Source organism: Kaistella chaponensis (assembly GCF_900156725.1).
Classification (GTDB): domain Bacteria; phylum Bacteroidota; class Bacteroidia; order Flavobacteriales; family Weeksellaceae; genus Kaistella; species Kaistella chaponensis.
In genome coordinates, this window is the sequence record NZ_FTOI01000003.1 from 100,185 (window position 1) to 114,836 (window position 14,652).

A 14,652-nucleotide genomic window follows, 5' to 3' on the forward strand; every position below is an offset into this window, starting at 1 on the left:
CCAACTGAAAAGTTGGGATTTTTTTATGACAATACTTTAAGAGGGTCCTTTGAAATACTCTTATTTTGCTCCTTTTTTTAGGTTGATTTCCTTTTTGAAAAAGTTTTTACTATAATTTCTTTGCTTCATAATCGCTTTCATTTCCTAAGCGATCTACTGATTTTATTGCAACAGTATTTAGTTTTTTACCATTTTTAATGAAAGGTAAATTTCTGGAGGTCAAATTCTTTTCCAAGATTTCAGTTTCCCATGTATCATTGTACTTTGTATACAAAATCCACTGGAAAACACTTTGGCTATCATTCGAATTCCATTTCACATTTAATGCATTTTTGCCATTATCAACTGATAAAATGGGTTTTTCAAGAGGCGCTTTTTTGATCCATGGCGTTTTTGGGACCAATGCTTTTGTTGGGTAAGCATTTTTCACGGCATTGTACATTGCCGCGTTTTTAGACAACCCATCGACACTGTAATGAACCGTTCCGGCGGAGTTTTTTAGAATATTTCGGGTAGCATTTATTTGATTTACAATTTCTGTGGGCCGATCCGAAACATCGCGCAATCCAACAGTATTTAATCCAGGATAAAGATGTCGCTTTTTCGTATTTTCACTTTCCCACCATTTAAGTAAAGAAGTGAAACTTTGAGGCCCATCATTTTTCCAGTAGAGTTGGGGCGAAAAATAATCTAACCAACCTTGATTCAGCCATAATTTTGCATCAGCAAACAACTCATCATATTGCGACGATCCTTTGATCCCTTCCGGATATCCTGGTTTCCAAATCCCGAAAGGGCTGATTCCAAACTGAACATCGCTTTTCTCGGCTTTAATTTCGTCATGAATTCTTTTGATGAATTTATTGACATTGGCTCGTCGCCAATCTGCGCGAGATAAATTTCCACCCGCATTTTGGTAAGCACTCCAGGTTCTGTTATCCGGAAAATCCTTTCCACCATTGTATTCTTTGTAAGGATAAAAATAATCGTCAATGTGAATCGCATCAATATCATATCTTTTCACCAAATCTTTGATGACTTTGGAAACGTGATTTTGCGTTTTTTCGTCTGAAGGATCCATCCAATACATTCCATTTTTCAACTTAATGATCTGTTCCGGCATTTTTTTCACGATAGATTCGCTGGTGATCGGACCTCCTGTGGTGTGTTGAGCGCGATAAGGATTCAGCCAAACGTGCAGTTCCATCCCACGTTTGTGCGCTTCGGCGATCCAGAACTCTAAAGGATCATAAAATGGAGCAGGAGCTTTACCGATTTCTCCTGTAAGGAAATAAGACCAAGGCTCCAAACTGCTTTTGTACAATGCATCGGACGATGGTCTTGCCTGAAAAATCACTGCATTAAAATTTGCATCTTTCAGTAAATCTAAAATCTTGAGGGCTTCGTCTTTTTGCTGCTGCGTAGAAAGCGTATTTTTTGAGGGCCAATTGATATTCGCCACGGTTGCAATCCAGGCTGCACGAAATTCGCGGTTGACTTCGGGAAGATTGAGTTTTACATTTTCACTTTTAGGTGGAGTAACCACCGGAACGGTAGGTTTTGTAGAGATTACGGGTTTTTTACCACCGGTATGAGAAGATTTTTGAGAGGTGCAGGAATTAATGAAAATTGCTGTCGCGATGAAGAAGGGATATTTAAGTTTAAGAATATTCATGCTGACAAAAATACTATTAATATGATTAGAAAAAAATGGACTTTACCACTTTAAAAATAAAAAAAAAGGTGTTTTCACCCTGCACATTTGTTCAATTTCATTAAATATTAAACCTAAAAAGATGTAATTTTATTATAATAAAAACACAACATCATGTTAATTAACAATCTAAACAACAGCCACCTCACCGAGGAAGAAAAAACTGAAATCAGAAATGCATTGATCGTTTTAGAGAATGCAATCCGGAAAATTACCGTCAACTTAACTGCCGAAGAACGGAAGATTTATGGAAGAGTAAATGAAAAAAACAAATTATTAATTAATAAAGTTTGGGATTTTAGAAGGTATGAAGAAAATCTCTCTAATCCAGATATCGATTGGGAAGAGTTTCAAAAGGATTATGACAGACGGGTTTTTCTGGAGGGTATCATTGATCGGATTATGTCCATGTACATTACCTGTAAAAATGCAAAAACGCTTCACGATTATGATAGCTACAAAAACGCGTTGAAAGATTATTCTTACACGAGATATAAAGCATCATCAAATACCTCCGGTTTTGAAGTAAAAAGAGCAGAATTGAAACAGTTTTTTGTAAAAAAAAATATGGGAAATAAAGCAATTAATAATAGTGACAGCGAAAGTTAATCTATTTTTTAATAATCAACATCGAAAACCTTTTATCAATGATAGAGGGTTTTTTTGTTGAAGACTAATTACCAATTAATGAGCAAAGCTGATTGAAATGGAAACTATTTTGAATTAAATTAAAATGAATAAGAATTAAATTGACAATCTACTGTATTAAATCAAAGGTTATGACCATTAACTTAGAGGTCAAAAGCATTAGATTGATAGTCGAGATTATTAAATCAAACATTACTACCATTAAATTGATAGTCAAAAGCACTGAATTGATACTTGAAAGCATTGAATTGATAGTCGAAACCATTAAATCAAAAATTTTGAGCTTTAATTATAAAGTTAAATTTATTAAATTAAAGGTGGTGAGCTATAAAGTAAAGATTGTAAGCATTAGTATAAATGTAAAGACCATTGATTTTGCACTCAAAAATTTAAGGCTAATAATTTCATCCATTACCAATAAAAAAAAGTTCCAAAAATTAATTTGGAACTCTTATCTGCAATTGACCGAAGTCAAAATTCTTATTTAAGATTACCCTTTCGCGCCTCTTTCAATACGTTTTCTTTCGTTTTCTGAAAGAATTTTTTTACGCATTCTGATGAAGTTTGGAGTAACCTCAATTGCTTCATCACCTTGGATGTATTCCATGCACTCTTCTAAAGAGAAAAGAATTTTCGGAGCAATACTTCCGTCTTTATCTTTTCCAGAAGCACGCATATTGTTCAGCTGTTTTGCTTCTACAATGTTTACTACCATATCTCCAGGTTTGTTTTGTTCCCCGATGATCATTCCTTCGTAAATTTCTTCACCCGGATCAACGAAAAACTTACCTCTATCCTGTAATTTCGCGATGGAATATTCAGTAGCAGGACCTTGAGTTTTACTGATTAGAACACCAACCAAACGTCCTGGAATAGACCCTTTGTAAGGTTTGTAATCTACAAAACGGTGCGCCATAATTGCTTCACCTGCCGTTGCAGTCAACATTTGAGAACGCAATCCGATCAAACCTCTAGAAGGAATTTCGAATTCCATGTGCTGCATTTCACCTTTGGTTTCCATGATATGGAGATCACCTTTTCTTTGCGTAGCAAGATCGATTACTTTAGAAGCAAATTCTTCTGGTACATCAACTACCATTGATTCATAAGGCTCACATTTTACGCCATCGATTTCTCTCAGAATAACCTGTGGTTGCCCGATCGTCATCTCATAACCTTCACGTCTCATTGTTTCAATCAAAACAGAAAGGTGAAGAATACCTCTACCGAATACCAAGAAAGTATTGGCATCTTCAGTTGGTTCAACTCTTAATGCTAAATTTTTCTCAAGCTCTTTGGTTAACCTTTCTTTTAGGTGATTAGAAGTTACATATTTACCATCTTTTCCGAAGAAAGGAGAGTTGTTGATAGAGAACGTCATGTTCAAAGTAGGCTCATCAATCGCTGTTCTTGGCAATGGATCTGGATTTTCTAGATCTACGAATGAATCCCCAATCTGGAATTTATCAAATCCTACGATCGCACAGATATCTCCTGCTTTTACTTCTGTAACTTTCTTTTTTCCAAGACCTTCAAAAACGTATAATTCTTTTACTTTTCCTTTGATGATTTTGCCATCTTCCTGCGCCAAACCAATCCATTCTGATTCTTTTACAGAACCTTGCATGATTTTTCCGATCGCGATTCTTCCTAAGAAAGAAGAGAAATCCAAAGATACAATCTGCATTCTAAGTGGACCTTCTTTCGCTTCCGGAGCTGGAACGTGTTCCAAAATACCATCTAATAATGGGAAAATATTATCTGTTTCTTCTAATGAGGTATTGAACCATCCTTGTTTAGACGAACCGTAGAACGTTGGGAAATCCAATTGCTCTTCTGTAGCATCTAAGTTGAAGAATAAATCGAAAACCTTGTCATGAACTTCATCCGGACGACAGTTTGGTTTATCAACTTTATTGATCACTACAACCGGTCTTAATCCTAATTCCAAAGCTTTTTGAAGTACGAAACGTGTTTGTGGCATCGGTCCTTCGAAAGCATCAACAAGAAGTAAAACACCATCTGCCATTTTCAAAACTCTTTCTACCTCACCACCGAAATCGGCGTGACCAGGAGTATCAATTACATTAATTTTGGTGTCTTTATAAGTTACCGAAATGTTTTTCGATAAAATGGTAATTCCTCTCTCACGTTCCAAATCGTTATTATCCATAATAAGATCTCCAGATTCCTGGTTCTCCCGGAAAACACTGGTAGCGTGAATGATTTTATCAACCAAAGTTGTTTTACCGTGGTCAACGTGCGCAATGATTGCGATATTTCTAATGTTTTGCATAATCGTTTTTTGACGGTGCAAAAGTAAGCTTTTTTAGCGAAAAACGAACTTAAGTATTAGAATTTAATAAAATTTTATGCTAAAAATTACAGAAAGTTTAATATTGGAAGGACCTCAAATTAATATTAGGACCTGTTTTAAGAACTTTTCACAAAAAAAAGCGACTTTTCAGCCGCTCAAACAATCAAATTTTTATGAAATAATTTATCACTCCTTTAAATAGGAATACAAATCATCTTTTAAATGAACTCTTTTTTTACGTAAATCAGTTAAATGTTCGTCTGTTGTGTGGTTTTGTTCCCCATCTTCGTAATGCTGAATGAGTGCGTTTACTTCTTCATAATTCACATACATTTTTTTGAAGACTTCATCATTCAGTTTAAAATCATTGATTTTTTCTTCCAGTTCTGGGAATTCGTGGGTAAGGTTGTGATTTTCCATGACGATAATTTTTTTGAATTTTTAATAGAATAAAGTTAGGGAATAATTCAAACAAAAGAAATATGAAAATTGTCAGGGATTTTAACGCATCATTTTAGAAGATCCAGTTCGAGGGGATTATTATCTTTTGCATTATTTGCTTTTGCATTTTTTTCCTTGTTTTTAATCATTTCGACAGGCGAAATTTCAGTTCCATTTTGATCTCTAAATTGAAGAATACCACCGTTTGCTAAGGCTTGTTTAATTGTTTTTGCAGGATCATTTCGCTCTTCCAAATACATTTTTTTGTATTGCTTTTGGTTGATTTCAATCTCTTTATTTGGTTGACTAAATGGTGAAACTTTCTCCGTCGGACTTGTATATTTAGAAACACCCACCAATTCAAATTGATGTGTTTTCGCAGCGTCTTCCAATTTTACGATTAAACCAGGCAATCCATAAAATTTATACGGTCCGTCTTGAAAAGGCAATTCGGTAGAAAACCACGCGATCCATTTTCTTCCGGCAAATTCAGTAGTTGCTTTTTGGGTATTGAATTCCCCGATTTTCTGTTTTTCTTTCAGGATGTTCCAAGCCAATTTTCGATCCTCGGCAACTTTATAAGCATCCATTCCCATTCTGGTTTTGGTAGAAATTTTAAACTCAGGATAGCTTTTAAAGATGTTATATCTCATGCTTCCTTTCCGTTGAGACATTATTTTGGTGTCTACATTCATCGATCCTGTGGTTTGAATTTGTTTTTCAAAGTAGGCATTCATTGTAGAATCTGAAACATAAACATCGCGACTGTAAAAATTAGAACCTTCTTTTCCTATATCAAGACTCATTAATTCCTTTGTGATTTCCGTTTTGTTTAAAGTGTCTTTTACGAATTGATATTCATAGCTGAATCGCTGGTTTTGAGCATTAAAAATACCAAAAGCGAATAAAAAAAGTACGGTAAAGTTTTTCATTGATTTTTTATTAAAGATAAAAAAATGCCAAGATTTTTCAGCCTTGGCAATTTTTATTTTGATTATTATTTCGTGGTGATATGAATCTCTTCTGTTTTATTACCTTGAAAACCCTTCTTGTAAATATGCATCGTCGCAATTTCACCTGGAGCAATGTTCTTTGCGTTTTCTGGACTTAAAGGATTCCCGTTTAAGTAATATTTAATAGAAGCATTGTTCGCCAATGTTTTGTTGGGATCTACAAAAATAACAGAACTGTAGTCTTTTCCATTTTTAGCGCTTTCTTCGGCTTCTAATATTTTCTTTTTAAATTCTGGCGAATTGATCAACTTTTCAGCTTCTTCGGCTTTTTTCTCGGCCTCTTTTATTTGTTTTTTAAATTTCCTAGAATTCACCAATTTTTCGGCTTTTTTTCCTTGTTCTTCGGCATCTCTAATCATTTTTTTGAACTCGGGAGAATTTATTTTTTTTTCTGCTTCTGCAGCTGCAATTTCTGCAACTTTTATTTTCGAAGTAAATTCGTCTGAATGATAATACTGATCAAGCTTTGCATATAGTTGGTCTAAATCTTTAAAATTGGTGTCCAATATTTGTTGATTATTTTTAAAATCATCGGTATCAAAAACAGCATTTAACTTCGCTCCAAGTTGCTCCAATTCTTTTTCCAGCAATTTAAATTTTGGATGATCGAAATCTTTTTTAGCAGCTAATTTTAGCAATTCTTCCGACTTTTTTTTCAGCGCTTTACTGATTTTTTGTCCTTCTTCACTTTTAGAAAGCATTAATTTTTGATAAGGCTCAATTTTCTTTTGCTTTTCAGAAATTTGATTTTGAATTTCTGCTAAAGGTTTTTCGTTCAAAGAATCATGATCGAAAAACAATTCGGGATGTTCTTTTTTAAGTTGCGTTCCATCAGTTCCGAGAGCTGAATTTTTAGGTGCAATGGTATCTTTTTCAATCGATGATACTAATTTTTCTATTTCGAAATTGGTACTTTTAATCTCTTTGTTTTTCGCATTGACCATATAAATAAAGGCAATTGCGAATAAAAGCGGCAACGCGAAAATTCTGCGCGCATAACTGAATTTTGTTTTTGATTTTTTAAGCATTGTTAATCTTTTTTTGAGGTTAGAACTGAGAAATGGACTCGCTGCAGGTAACTGTTTTCCGGAAAAGTGACTTGCCAAAAGCATCTGCGCAAATGCTTTCGTGTCCGAGTTTTTTAAGGCTTTATGATCAGCCAAATATTCGTGAATTAAATTAATTTCTTTTTTGATGAGATAGAAAAACGGATTGAACCAAAACAAAGAGGTGATGATTTCTAAAAAGATCTTGTCCCAAGAATGTTTTTGCTCAATATGTACCATTTCGTGTTTCAAAATCTGACGACCCAGATCGGAATGAATCAAGATTGTATCTTTCCAAAATAAATTCTTGAAAAACGAAAATGGAGCGTCGTGTAAATTGGTTTGATAAAAGCTGATTCCTTCGAAATTCTCCTTTAGAAACTTCTTTTTTAACAGCTGAATTTTAACCAAGCCGAAAATAAATTTCGTTAGAAAAAAGACAGCAACCAATCCAAAAGCGAAAGCAATAACTGAAATATAAATGAAATCATTTTCTGTATTTTTATCTGATTGTATATTGTTTAACTTGCTAATTAACAAATAGATATTACTATTTACTTCAAGTGTGAAATAACTCACTTTCAGTAAAGGCAATAATAAACTCACGATCATCGAAGCCAATAAATAAAACCGATTGTAATGATGAAACGTCTTGTCTTTTAAAAACAATTGATAGTACAGAAACATTACACCCGAAGTGAAAATAACTTTTCCGAAATAGAGTAGGATTTCCATCAGTCTTTATTTTTTAGTTCATTGAGAAGCATTTCCAGATCTTCTACGCTCATTTCATTTTTTTCCACTAAAAACGAAACCGCATTCGTGTAAGAACCTTCAAAGTAATTGGTTACGAGACTTTTCATAGATTTCCCGCTGTATTTTTCCTTTGAAATTAAAGGGAAATATTGATGTTGACGCCCAAAAACTTCATAATCGACAAAGTCTTTATCTTTCAAAACTTTTAAAATGGTAGAAACGGTGTTGGTATGGGGTTTTGGTTCTGGGAAAAGTTCCAGAATATCTTTCAGGAAGGCTTTTTTCAAGTCCCAAAGATATTGCATCACCTGTTCTTCAGCTTTTGTTAATGGAGAAATCTGCATATCACTATTTGTTTAGTGATACAAATGTAGAATATTATTTCAATTCTACAACTATTTTTGTAGTGATAATCTTCAACTTTGGTTAAGTGTTTGAATTTCAATACAAAAAATTTTAAATCTAATGCGTTTTAAAATTTTGTTGAAGTGATTTTAGAAGGGTTTTCGAAAGAACAGATCGACGAAGAAACCCACCATTGGTCAACTAAATAGTTTAAGTGGCGATTAAACTTCTCATGAATCCCATTTTGCCACGGTTTTTGTACAAAATGAAATAACTTTCAACCTGGAAAAATTAGTAAAAACAAAACGTGTTTTGCCTTCAGATGTGGGAATTGAACCTATTACAGGTTTGGAATAAAGTGCGAATAAAGGCAAGAGTCTAGGAAATATATTTTCAAAAAAAAATCCGTCTCTGTTATGAGACGGATTCGATTTTTTTTATTTTACCTGATTACCTTGATATCCACTGCAACCAAACCTTTTGGAGACCTTTCAATCTCAAAGGAGACTTTGTGGCCTTTTTTTACCGGTTCTACGCAGTTGTTACTGTGAAAGAAGATGTTTTCACTTGATCGATCCTGGGTGATAAAACCATAGCCTTTTTCACTTACAAAAGTGACAATGCCAGATTTTACAACTTCCTCAGCTTCAATCGGAGTTGCACCCAATTGAATACTATTAATGTCAATGTCAATTCGGTCATTTTTGTCCGGTGGTGTACTTGTTAATTGACCATTATGGTCAACATACATGATCATGTCATCCAGAGTTTTTCCTTTGTCATTGCTTTCTTTACGTTCTTCACGTCGAGCTGTCTTCTCTTTTTGTTTTTGAAGTTTTTTCTTAAAGTTTTCTTTTTTGGAGAAAGAATCCGCCATATAAATTGTTGGTTTTTAAATTGTGTGATAAGGTACAACATATATGAATAGAATCCAAATAAATTCATAATTTTAAGACAATTCCGACCGAAATTAATTCTAAAGATTCATTTTGTAAAAGGTATTTTTCATAAGATCATCAGAAGTATTAAAATCAATTCTATTTTTTTTTCCTAAAATCGATACGTACATTTAAAAAAGTAAATTTCTATTTCATAAAAAATAATTTTCCATTGATTCGAAAGTATTAAAGTTCCTTAAAATTTAATATTTGGTATGTTTTTGGACTATAGTTTGATTCGTAAGAATTATGATTGATTGAAAAATAAAGGATTTTCAACAGTGATTTCTTATTAAAAAAAATTCAAATTAACATTTATTAAAAATTATTATTATGGGACAAGCACAATCTCCACATCAGGATCTAAACGGACAAGAAGCCATTGAAACCATCAAAAAACTCACAGAAAAAGCTGGAGTATGTTTCTTCGTGACGGATATCGGCAAAAATCCTCACAGCATTCCAATGTCTTTGCAGGAAGTCGATGAAGAAGGAACTTTATGGTTTATCAGTTCTTCGGAAAGCACGCACAATCAAAATTTGGCAAAAGATCCTTCCGTTCACTTGTACTTTTTGAACAATTCTTCTTATGAATATGTTTTCATTCAAGGGAAAGGAGAAGTTTCGAAAGACCGCGCCTTAATAGAAAAATATTACAGCCATTTTGCTGATGCTTGGTTTGACGGAAAAGACGATCCGAGAATCACCGTAATCGGAGTAAAACCAGATGATGGTTACTATTATGAAACCAAAGACAACAAAGTTTTCGCCATGGCAAAAATGGCTTTTGCAGCCGTAACTGGAACAAAAATGGAAGATGGCGGCGTTGAAGGTGGTTTAAAAGTTTAACGAATTGAAAAGGCTTTTCGCCTAAAAATTGCTACAAAAAAGAGCAACGGTCGAGGTGTTTTGATATCAATTATCTCTATTTTTGATCGTTGCTTTTTAACATAATATGAACATCGACCGAATTCAGGAAAAATTAGAAATCCTTGCAGATGCTGCGAAATATGATGTTTCGTGTTCGTCGAGTGGAGGAAACCGCAAGAATAAAAATGGAGGTTTGGGAAACAGTCACGCTTCTGGGATTTGCCATTCTTATACGGAAGATGGTCGCTGTGTTTCTTTATTAAAAATCCTTTTGACGAACCATTGTATCTACGATTGCGCTTATTGCGTGTCTAGAAAATCCAATGAGATTAAACGGGCTGCTTTTACGGTAGAAGAAGTGGTGGATCTGACCATTAATTTTTACCGCAGAAACTTTATTGAAGGTTTGTTTCTAAGTTCCGGTATTTTCACCGATTCCGATACGACGATGGAACGTTTGGTTCGGGTCGCCAAAAAATTACGGACCGAACATCAATTTAATGGTTATATTCATTTAAAGTCAATTCCTGGTGCAAGTGATGAAATTATGCGCGAAGCTGGCTTGTATGCAGATCGACTCTCCGTTAATTTAGAAATTCCCACTGAAAAAGGGTTGAAACTTCTCGCGCCAGAGAAATCGCATTCAGAAATGTTAAAACCAATGGCTTTGGTAAAGAATGAATTGGTGTTATATAAGGAAGAGCGCAAAATTTTTAAAAAGGTTCCGAAGTTTGCTCCAGCTGGACAATCCACGCAAATGATTGTGGGTGCAACTGATGAAACCGATTTCAAAATCATCAAAGTAGCCGATCATTTTTATCAGAACTATAATATGAAACGCGTTTATTATTCCGGTTACGTTCCGATGTTGGAAGATGCGCGATTGCCTTCAATTCATTCCCAAGTTCCTATGGTAAGGGAAAATCGTTTGTATCAAGCAGATTGGCTTATGCGTTTTTATGGTTTTAAAGCCGATGAAATTTTAGATCGCAGCAACCCTTTTCTCGATTTAGAAATGGATCCCAAATTAGCGTGGTCTTTGCGAAATTTAGAGCAGTTTCCGGTCAATATCAATACGGCATCGAAAGAGATGTTGCTCCGAATTCCCGGTGTTGGAACCAAGTCGGTGCGCAAGATTTTGATGGCAAGAAAATTTCAAAAACTCAATTTAGACCATTTGAAAAAGATGGGAGTCGCCCTGAATCGAGCTAAATTTTTTGTGGAATTTGAGTCGCATAATGTCTTTACTCATCTCATCGATCACCAAAATTTTAGAAAAATTATATTGGACTCCACGAAATCTAAATTTACGTCTCCTTTTTCCGAACAACTGACTTTATTTTAATGACGACTTTACTTTATGACGGCAGTTTCGAAGGTTTAATGACTGCAATATTTGAGATTTTTGAATACCAATTTCGAGATGCGGAAATTTATAGCCAGGAAAATTATAAGGTAGAAAACATTTTTGCCACTGTTCATGCGGTTCAAACCCAAGTGGAAAAGTCGGAGAGGGTTTTAAAAAAGTTAGAACAAAATTTAGGAAAAAGTGGTGTTTCACAATTGTTAATGGTATTTCTTTCCGAAGATGCGCAGTTGGAAAACTTAATTGTAAGTGCCGTGAAATACTCCCTTTCGCGTCCCAATCAAAATGTTTTAAATGATTTTGCTCAGTCAGACATGATGCAGATTGCGAAAGTTTGCAAATCGGTGAGTAGGGAAGTTCACCGCATGAATGCTTTTGTGCGTTTTGAAAAATTGCAGGATGATTTCTATTTCGCCAAAGTAGAGCCCGATTTCAATGTACTTCCTCTTATTTTCAAACACTTTAAAGCCCGATATCAAGACCAGAAATGGATGATTTTCGATTTGAAAAGACATTATGGTATATTTTCTGATAGAGAAAATGCAGACTTTTTTTATCCTAATGAATGGGATCAAAACAAGTTCATAAAAACCCAGAATCTTTTGCATGAGGATGAATTGAAATACCAGAAATTGTGGCAACGCTATTTCTTTAAAACCAATATTCCCGAAAGAAAAAACGTCAAATTGCATGTAAAATCTTTGCCCAAAAGATACTGGAAATACCTTACAGAGAAATATTAAAGGTGCTTTTGTATCAATTGATAAATGACCTTTAAAGACTTTTATAAAACATTTAACCTTTAGAAATTAATAGTATGGACTTAAAATCGAATGAGCCATTTTGGCTTGTAAAAAACGGAATTTTACACTCTTATCCTTCTTTAAAAGAAACGATAGAATGTGAAGTTTTGGTCATTGGTGGCGGAATTACAGGAAGTTTAATTGCTCATCAAATGGTTAAAGATGGGTATGAAACTGTTCTAATCGATCGTCGGGAAATTGGCAACGGCAGTACTTCCGCCACGACTTCCATGCTACAATATGAAATTGATGTTCCTCTGTATGAACTGATCGATCAGATTGGCGAAGAAGGAGCGGTAAAAGCCTATAAAGCATGTTCCAAATCCATCGATGATTTAGATAAAATAACTCAGGAATTGAATTCTGAAGCGGGTTTCGAAAGAAAAGAATCTCTGTATTACGCCTCCAAAAAGAAAGATGTTTCCTGGTTGAAAAAAGAATTTGAAGCTCGAAAAAATGCGGGTTTCAACATAAAATGGATTGAAAAAGAAGAAATCTTAGAACGGTATGAATTCGAAAATACTTTTGGCGGAATTCTTTCTTCGCAAGGAGCAAATGTTGATGCTTTCCATTTGGCGCATGAACTTTTAGCATTTAATTCCAAAAAAGGATTGCGTGTTTATGATAAAACAGAGATGGATTCGGTAGAAGTTAAAAAAGGCTTTAATTTGGTCACAACAAAAACAGGGCAGAAAATTAAAGCCCAAAAAATCATTTATGCCATTGGTTACGAAAGTGCCCATTTGATAAAAGAGAAGTTCGTAGATTTGAAAAGCACTTTTGCCATGGTTTCTGAAATCGATGAAAAAGGAAGTGAAAAATTAAATAATACCTTATTTTGGAATACTTCTGATCCCTATTTGTACATGCGAACAACGAGTGATGGTCGGGTTTTAATTGGTGGTGGCGACGAAAATTTCCGCGATCCTGAAAAACGCGATGCCATGATCGATAAAAAGGAAAAGGAGATTTTAAGAGATTTAAAAGATTTGTTGCCCAATTATCATTTTTACACTGATTTTACTTGGGCAGGAACTTTTGGGGAAACCAAAGACGGACTTCCTTATATCGGCGAACACAAGGATTTTCCGAATTCCTATTTCGTCTTAGGTTTTGGCGGAAATGGAATCACTTTTTCCGTAACGGGTATGGAAATGGCATCTGCTTTTATGAAAAATAATAACCATCCGCTCACCGAATATTTCAAGTTTGGACGATAAAATTAATCTATTTTGAAACTCATTAAATTCACGAACAAAGGCATTTATTGCATCCCCGGAAAATTCTATCTGGATCCGTGGAGACCCGTCGATTTGGCGGTAATTTCCCACGGTCACGGTGATCACGCAAAGTGGGGAATGAAGAAATACCTGTGTCATCACTTTACAAAACCCATTTTGCAGATTCGAATTGGACCCGATATTGAGGTGCAAAGTCTCGGCTACAACGAACCCATCATGATTAATGGGGTAAAACTTAGCTTTCATCCAGCCGGTCATATCGTAGGTTCTTGCCAAATTCGTTTGGAATATAAAGGTTTTGTAACCGTTTTTTCGGGGGATTACAAAGTTCAGGATGACGGAATTTCGACGCCTTTTGAATTGGTAAAATGCAATGAATTTATTACAGAAAGCACTTTCGGTTTGCCGATTTATAATTGGTTGACTCCACAACAATATTCGGAACAGCTTGGAAAATGGGTAGAAAGCAATCGCGAACAGGGAAAAACTTCGGTTTTCATTGGGTATTCTTTAGGAAAAGCCCAGAGAATTATGAAGTCGGTAGAAGGTTATGGAAAAATATTTGTCCATAGTTCCATTGGAAGGTTAAATGAAGCCATCGAAAGTGTGGGAGTTCAATTACCGGATTACGAAATTGTGAATTTTACAGAAGATATTAAAAAGCTCAATCAAGAAATTGTCATCGTTCCGCCCGCTTTATTAGACAGCAATATGATCCGCAAAATCCCAAATCGTGCGACAGGAATCTGTTCCGGTTGGATGCAGGTTCGCGGTTCCAGAAGATGGCGTTCTGCAGATGCAGGGTTTGCAATCTCAGATCATGCCGATTGGAACGGACTTTTAGAAACCGTAAAAGCGACAGGAGCGGAACAAGTTCACGTCACACATGGACAAATTGCCGTATTTTCAAAATATTTAAATGAAATCGGCATCAAAGCCGATGAAGTAACCACGAAGTTCGGCTCCGATGAAGAGGAAAAAGAAGAGGATGAGTTGATGGGATAATGAAATGATTTGATAATTTGGTAGTTTGAAATTATCAAGCTCTTTAAAGATATTTTTTTTCAAAATCATTAAGAAAAACAACATCAATCGGCAATCAATACTCAAATGATAACGTTCAATTTTTAACTTTCAAACATCTCTTTCAACTA

At 34.9% G+C, this 14,652-nt stretch carries 13 protein-coding genes; 6 read left to right on the forward strand and 7 right to left on the reverse strand.

Annotated elements, in window-relative coordinates:
- Window positions 1-109 precede the first annotated feature (109 nt).
- Window positions 110-1,675, reverse strand: coding sequence for a glycoside hydrolase family 10 protein (locus BW932_RS04160; RefSeq protein ID WP_076385668.1), 1,566 nt, complete (start codon window positions 1,673-1,675; stop codon window positions 110-112).
- 153 nt (window positions 1,676-1,828) lie between these two features.
- Here BW932_RS04160 and BW932_RS04165 point away from each other — a divergent pair, with 153 nt between their 5' ends.
- Complete coding sequence (locus BW932_RS04165; RefSeq protein WP_076385670.1) at window positions 1,829-2,323, forward strand: hypothetical protein; 495 nt, start codon at window positions 1,829-1,831, stop codon at window positions 2,321-2,323.
- Window positions 2,324-2,852: 529 nt separating this feature from the next.
- Here BW932_RS04165 and typA read toward each other — a convergent pair.
- The 6 genes from typA to BW932_RS04200 all read right to left on the reverse strand — a co-directional run bounded on the left by typA (window position 2,853) and on the right by BW932_RS04200 (window position 9,157).
- Complete coding sequence (typA, locus tag BW932_RS04175; RefSeq protein WP_076385674.1) at window positions 2,853-4,658, reverse strand: translational GTPase TypA; 1,806 nt, start codon at window positions 4,656-4,658, stop codon at window positions 2,853-2,855.
- Window positions 4,659-4,865: 207 nt separating this feature from the next.
- Window positions 4,866-5,099 carry a YdcH family protein gene (locus BW932_RS04180; protein WP_076385676.1) on the reverse strand — a complete coding sequence of 78 codons (234 nt, stop codon included), beginning with the start codon at window positions 5,097-5,099 and terminating at the stop codon, window positions 4,866-4,868.
- Window positions 5,100-5,188: 89 nt separating this feature from the next.
- Entirely contained in the window at window positions 5,189-6,052 is an 864-nt protein-coding gene (locus BW932_RS04185) for a GLPGLI family protein (protein WP_076385678.1), read from the reverse strand.
- Between the two features lie 65 nt (window positions 6,053-6,117).
- A complete protein-coding gene (locus BW932_RS04190) occupies window positions 6,118-7,914 on the reverse strand; it encodes a M56 family metallopeptidase (RefSeq protein WP_076385680.1) in 1,797 nt (598 codons plus the stop codon).
- Window positions 7,914-8,279 carry a BlaI/MecI/CopY family transcriptional regulator gene (locus BW932_RS04195; RefSeq protein ID WP_076385682.1) on the reverse strand — a complete coding sequence of 122 codons (366 nt, stop codon included), beginning with the start codon at window positions 8,277-8,279 and terminating at the stop codon, window positions 7,914-7,916. The genes BW932_RS04190 and BW932_RS04195 overlap by 1 nt, the downstream gene beginning before the upstream one ends.
- A gap of 443 nt (window positions 8,280-8,722) precedes the next feature.
- Complete coding sequence (locus BW932_RS04200) at window positions 8,723-9,157, reverse strand: cold-shock protein (RefSeq protein WP_076385684.1); 435 nt, start codon at window positions 9,155-9,157, stop codon at window positions 8,723-8,725.
- A gap of 394 nt (window positions 9,158-9,551) precedes the next feature.
- Here BW932_RS04200 and BW932_RS04205 point away from each other — a divergent pair, with 394 nt between their 5' ends.
- The 5 genes from BW932_RS04205 to BW932_RS04225 all read left to right on the forward strand — a co-directional run bounded on the left by BW932_RS04205 (window position 9,552) and on the right by BW932_RS04225 (window position 14,503).
- The gene (locus BW932_RS04205; RefSeq protein ID WP_076385686.1) at window positions 9,552-10,067 is read left to right on the forward strand and encodes a pyridoxamine 5'-phosphate oxidase family protein; all 516 of its coding nucleotides are present in this window, start codon (window positions 9,552-9,554) and stop codon (window positions 10,065-10,067) included.
- 106 nt (window positions 10,068-10,173) lie between these two features.
- On the forward strand, window positions 10,174-11,433 hold the full coding sequence (locus tag BW932_RS04210) for a putative DNA modification/repair radical SAM protein (RefSeq protein WP_076385688.1): 1,260 nt from the start codon (window positions 10,174-10,176) through the stop codon (window positions 11,431-11,433).
- On the forward strand, window positions 11,433-12,197 hold the full coding sequence (locus BW932_RS04215) for a TIGR03915 family putative DNA repair protein (RefSeq protein ID WP_076385690.1): 765 nt from the start codon (window positions 11,433-11,435) through the stop codon (window positions 12,195-12,197). Before BW932_RS04210 ends, BW932_RS04215 begins: the two co-directional genes overlap by 1 nt.
- A gap of 74 nt (window positions 12,198-12,271) precedes the next feature.
- Window positions 12,272-13,477, forward strand: coding sequence for an NAD(P)/FAD-dependent oxidoreductase (locus tag BW932_RS04220; protein ID WP_076385692.1), 1,206 nt, complete (start codon window positions 12,272-12,274; stop codon window positions 13,475-13,477).
- Between the two features lie 12 nt (window positions 13,478-13,489).
- Complete coding sequence (locus BW932_RS04225; protein WP_076385694.1) at window positions 13,490-14,503, forward strand: ligase-associated DNA damage response exonuclease; 1,014 nt, start codon at window positions 13,490-13,492, stop codon at window positions 14,501-14,503.
- Window positions 14,504-14,652: the final 149 nt, after the last annotated feature.